General features: G+C 35.3%; 7 protein-coding genes and 1 pseudogene. 5 read left to right on the top strand and 3 right to left on the bottom strand.

Translation table 11 applies throughout. The features are described 5' to 3' along the window. Positions 1-230: 230 nt before the first annotated feature. Together FTV14_RS15785 and FTV14_RS15780 are read left to right on the top strand one after the other, a co-directional pair. Entirely contained in the window at positions 231-644 is a 414-nt protein-coding gene (locus FTV14_RS15785) for a hypothetical protein (protein WP_070155403.1), read from the top strand. Between the two features lie 2 nt (positions 645-646). Then, entirely contained in the window at positions 647-961 is a 315-nt protein-coding gene (locus FTV14_RS15780; RefSeq protein WP_070155405.1) for a hypothetical protein, read from the top strand. A gap of 65 nt (positions 962-1026) precedes the next feature. Here the strand turns inward: FTV14_RS15780 and FTV14_RS15775 are convergent, their stop codons facing one another. The 3 genes from FTV14_RS15775 to FTV14_RS15765 all read right to left on the bottom strand — a co-directional run bounded on the left by FTV14_RS15775 (position 1027) and on the right by FTV14_RS15765 (position 2551). Continuing rightward, entirely contained in the window at positions 1027-1320 is a 294-nt protein-coding gene (locus FTV14_RS15775) for a type II toxin-antitoxin system RelE/ParE family toxin (RefSeq protein WP_004733298.1), read from the bottom strand. Then, positions 1310-1555: a type II toxin-antitoxin system RelB/DinJ family antitoxin gene (locus tag FTV14_RS15770; protein ID WP_070154357.1), complete on the bottom strand. Its 246-nt coding sequence runs from the start codon at positions 1553-1555 to the stop codon at positions 1310-1312. The genes FTV14_RS15775 and FTV14_RS15770 overlap by 11 nt, the downstream gene beginning before the upstream one ends. A gap of 492 nt (positions 1556-2047) precedes the next feature. After that, the gene (locus tag FTV14_RS15765) at positions 2048-2551 is read right to left on the bottom strand and encodes a hypothetical protein (RefSeq protein ID WP_257218841.1); all 504 of its coding nucleotides are present in this window, start codon (positions 2549-2551) and stop codon (positions 2048-2050) included. Between the two features lie 52 nt (positions 2552-2603). Between FTV14_RS15765 and FTV14_RS15760 the strand changes: the two genes are divergently transcribed. From FTV14_RS15760 to FTV14_RS15750, 3 genes and pseudogenes are all read left to right on the top strand, one after another. Next, positions 2604-2987, top strand: coding sequence for a transposase (locus FTV14_RS15760; protein WP_004828545.1), 384 nt, complete (start codon positions 2604-2606; stop codon positions 2985-2987). Then, on the top strand, positions 2984-3319 hold the full coding sequence (tnpB, locus tag FTV14_RS15755) for an IS66 family insertion sequence element accessory protein TnpB (RefSeq protein WP_004828548.1): 336 nt from the start codon (positions 2984-2986) through the stop codon (positions 3317-3319). Before FTV14_RS15760 ends, tnpB begins: the two co-directional genes overlap by 4 nt. Before the next feature lie 74 nt (positions 3320-3393). Beyond that, positions 3394-3661 (top strand): annotated as a pseudogene (locus FTV14_RS15750) (IS66 family transposase); the annotation flags it as partial.

The raw sequence follows: 3661 nt of genomic DNA, 5'->3' as shown, positions 1-3661 counted from the left end.
CGTTGAATTTCTTTGTCAGACATAGTGATCAGCATCTATATTTCATATCCAGTCCATGATGGTTAAATCATCATAAACTAGACATTTTTATTGGTGAGAATACAGACACTTTAAATGGGTTCTAACACGTTCAATTCGTATAACCACCATTATGTTAAATAGAATCAAAAAACCTCCAATAAAATCGTTATAGTATTATTATTTATTGAGTAGATAAGAGAATTAAATTAGTGAAATACTCAAATGAACAAATAGTAAAAGCACTCTTACTTGCTCCTTTACCTTTACTTTTTTTAACAACAGTCCTGTTTATCGCAGTGAATCACGAATACAGCCTATACTCGATTTTCGTAGTTCTTGTAGGACACGGTCTTATTTACTTGGCTTATTGTATTTTGACTGTGCCTTTTAGCTACATATTCTCAATTCTTTTAAATCGTTATAACAGTCTTAATTTATTAACCATCTGTATTACCTCTCTAATTATTGCTACTCCATTTTTTATTCTTTTAGGATGGGGGCATACTGGAAAGATTGCTGAAGATTGGTGGAAGATGTATACCAATACATGGGCTAGCTTTCTGGCTCTATTTCCTGGCTTATGTTATTGGCTGTTTTTAATTAACTTAAAAGATAAAGAATAGTTATGAAAAAAATATTATATTTTAATTTTTTAGCGATTATTTTGACTTACGTATCTTTGCTTTATCAAAAAAATATATTAGTTGCTCGCATAGTTGTAGATAAGCTTGAAAAAGTTAAAGTCATAGCTGGGGGATTTCCTCTCCAGTTCCTTATAGATGGTGAAACCTCTCCAGTCGGAAGTATAAGTATCAATCCTTTATTTATTTTCATCGGCATGGATCAATTTGTTTTTCTCAATTTTTTTATTGATTATTTATTTTGGATAAGTATTTTATTTGCTTTTTCTATGATTGTGAAAAAGTACAGAATTGTATAGATCTTCTAAAATTAACATAATACACGTTATACGAAGCCAAAAATGGGGGCATGCAGCTCCCATTTTTAGTCTTTTATCCGCTTTTTTGCTTCATCATAAACAATGCTATCAGCTCGTTTTCCAACGGTAATTAGCAAAATAACTACCTGATCATCTTTGACCTGGTAAACAAGTCGGACACCAGCTTTTAATAATTTTATTTTATAGCAGCCTGCAAGATCACCTTTAAGCATATTCTTTGGAATATGTGGTTGCTCTATTACCTTAGCTAATTTTTTCTTGAATTGATCTCGTATAGCACTAGGAAGCTTTTCCCATTCTGCAGTGAAGTCCTTATGACGTAAAAGCTTATAAGTCATCTAATGTGACTTCCTCGAACATCTCTTTAGGATCATTAACACGTTTGCGAACAAGAGCTAATAAATCAGCATCTTCCTCTGAGAGTAAAGCTTTTTGTACTGGAAGCTTTCCAGTCGTAGCAATATATTCAAGAATATTAGTAAAGAACTCAGTAGGTGCAATTCCTTGTTCTTTTAGGATGGAATAAGACTTTTCTTTAAGGGCTTCATCGACCCTGAAATTAACAGTAGCCATCATTTTCCCATTTATTGAATGCATGAGAATATTGTAATGCAATATGCATTACAAAGATAGTTCGTATAACAACCACTATGTTAAATGGATAGTTGTTTAGTGGGAAAATCAAGTTTTTGAAATTTCAAATTGAAGTTTTTTCGTTCAATTAGTAATTGTAATTTATATTCTATTGAATAACTATTTCATAACTTTTCCTATCATATTTGGCTGCATACGTAGCTACTTCTTGATTAATCTTTTTATGATTTTTATCTAAATATGAAAAGATTATTGAATCCTCATTGTGCCGCTCGTAATTGATGGCGTATTTATATTCTGAATAAGGATAAAGAGTACCTAAGCTATAAGTTTTTTGAGCACTAATATAAGTTACTTTAAGGTCTGTAATTGGATAATCAGTCTGATTTTTAATAAAAATATATCCATCCTTTTCAAATGGCTGGCATCCTATAAGTAGAACTAATGTAAGACAGTAAAATAGGCTATTCTTCATTTTGGTAGTTCTTCAATTGGTCTTATGAGTCGATTAATAACTATAACTTTTGAGGTATCACAGCTATGATCTACTTCAGTTATCCAAGAATAATTATTTTTTTCTAGAGGATAGGATTCTCCGCCTCCATATGCTGCTTTATCACCTAAAAAATAAGTATCCGAATCTACTTTTAGGCTCTTAGTTTCCGTATCCCAATCTAGAGTTTTTGTAGCAAAAATTGGCAGAACTTTAGAGCCATCAGCATGTTCTAGGTATAGGCATTTACCTTCCCTAATAAGCTTAGCCTCACTATAACTTGCATTATCTGCTCCCCCCGTATATTGAATACGTGGAACAACTATATTTGATTCAATTTTTTCTGTAACTGGACTGCAGGCTGCAAGTAAACTTAATAAAATAAATTCTAATCTTTTCATATTAAAGGAATTTTTTGAGAGAGTAATAGAGAAATTAAAGCAAATTAGTAAGCGTCCGCTGAACACACCTTCTGAATTCATCCTATAAGCCTTAATTTAGTCCCCACTTAGAAACAAGTGGGGACTTAAATTTATGACTACAAATCATCAGACATCCATCGCATCTCTTGCGAAAAAACGAAGAACATACAGTGCTGAATTTAAACAGCAGATCGTTCAGGCTTGTAAAGCACCGGACGTTTCAATTGCTTCAGTCGCTTTGCAACATGGATTGAATACAAATCTTGTATCCAAATGGATTCGCTTAATTGATGCTAAGCCAGGGAGTGATCGCTCACCACTACCGAATAAACCTGCATTTATTGCCTTATCTTGCTCTGCACCATTAGATCCTACTCCTACTGACATGTTAAAAGTTCAAATTACTTTACCCCACTCAAAAGCAGAAATTGGCTTGAAATGGCAAGTATCAGAAATACCTGCCTTGGCAGAATTACTCAAGGTGCTGGCAACATGATCCGTATCGATGAAATCTGGCTTTCTACCCAACCTCTGGATATGCGAGCAGGGATGGATACGGTCATGGCTCAGGTGGTGAGAGCCTTTGGCTACATTAAACCGCATTGTGCTTACCTGTTCTGTAATAAACGTGGCCATCGCATGAAAGTGCTGGTACATGATGGACTGGGCATCTGGCTGTGTGCCCGGCGTTTGGAACAGGGAAAATTCCACTGGGCTAAAGTTCACCAGGGTGAAAGCGTAGCTCTCAACCCGGAACAGTTACAGGCATTAATCCAGGGTTTGCCTTGGCAGCGCATTGGACGACAGCAGGTGGTCACGATGCTCTAAACCAAGCTCGGCTATTCTGCCATCCTCCAAACGTTCTATTTCATTCTCTTCATGACCTCAGGCATACTGCGGTCATGAATACACTGCCTGACTTAAACCAACTGACCCATGAACAACTGCTGGAATTTACCCGGCAGTTGGCAATGCAGCATCAGTCTCTGGCAGAATCAAATCAAGAATTAGAAAAATCAAACCAGCAATTAGATTCTAAAGTTCAACATCTGGAAGTATCAAATCAACAATTAGATGCCAAAGTTCAACATCTTGAAGTCACCAATCAGCAATTAGATTCTAAAGTTCAGCATCTTTCTATTCTCAATCAAAAATACGAGCATGAACTGG

The sequence above is a fragment of the Acinetobacter sp. YH12236 genome (genome assembly GCF_013417645.1).
In the GTDB taxonomy this organism is placed as follows: Bacteria; Pseudomonadota; Gammaproteobacteria; order Pseudomonadales; family Moraxellaceae; genus Acinetobacter.
Note: the sequence above shows the minus strand (reverse complement) of the source record. Positions and strands in the feature narration are given on the sequence as shown.

Bases quoted from the DNA above. Each gene is read 5' to 3' on its own strand.
- FTV14_RS15780 (WP_070155405.1), top strand. From the start codon at position 647: ATGAAAAAAATATTATATTTTAATTTTTTAGCGATTATTTTGACTTAC.
- FTV14_RS15775 (WP_004733298.1), bottom strand. From the start codon at position 1,320: ATGACTTATAAGCTTTTACGTCATAAGGACTTCACTGCAGAATGGGAA.
- FTV14_RS15770 (WP_070154357.1), bottom strand. From the start codon at position 1,555: ATGGCTACTGTTAATTTCAGGGTCGATGAAGCCCTTAAAGAAAAGTCT.
- FTV14_RS15765 (WP_257218841.1), bottom strand. From the start codon at position 2,551: ATGAATTCAGAAGGTGTGTTCAGCGGACGCTTACTAATTTGCTTTAAT.
- FTV14_RS15760 (WP_004828545.1), top strand. From the start codon at position 2,604: ATGACTACAAATCATCAGACATCCATCGCATCTCTTGCGAAAAAACGA.
- tnpB (WP_004828548.1), top strand. From the start codon at position 2,984: ATGATCCGTATCGATGAAATCTGGCTTTCTACCCAACCTCTGGATATG.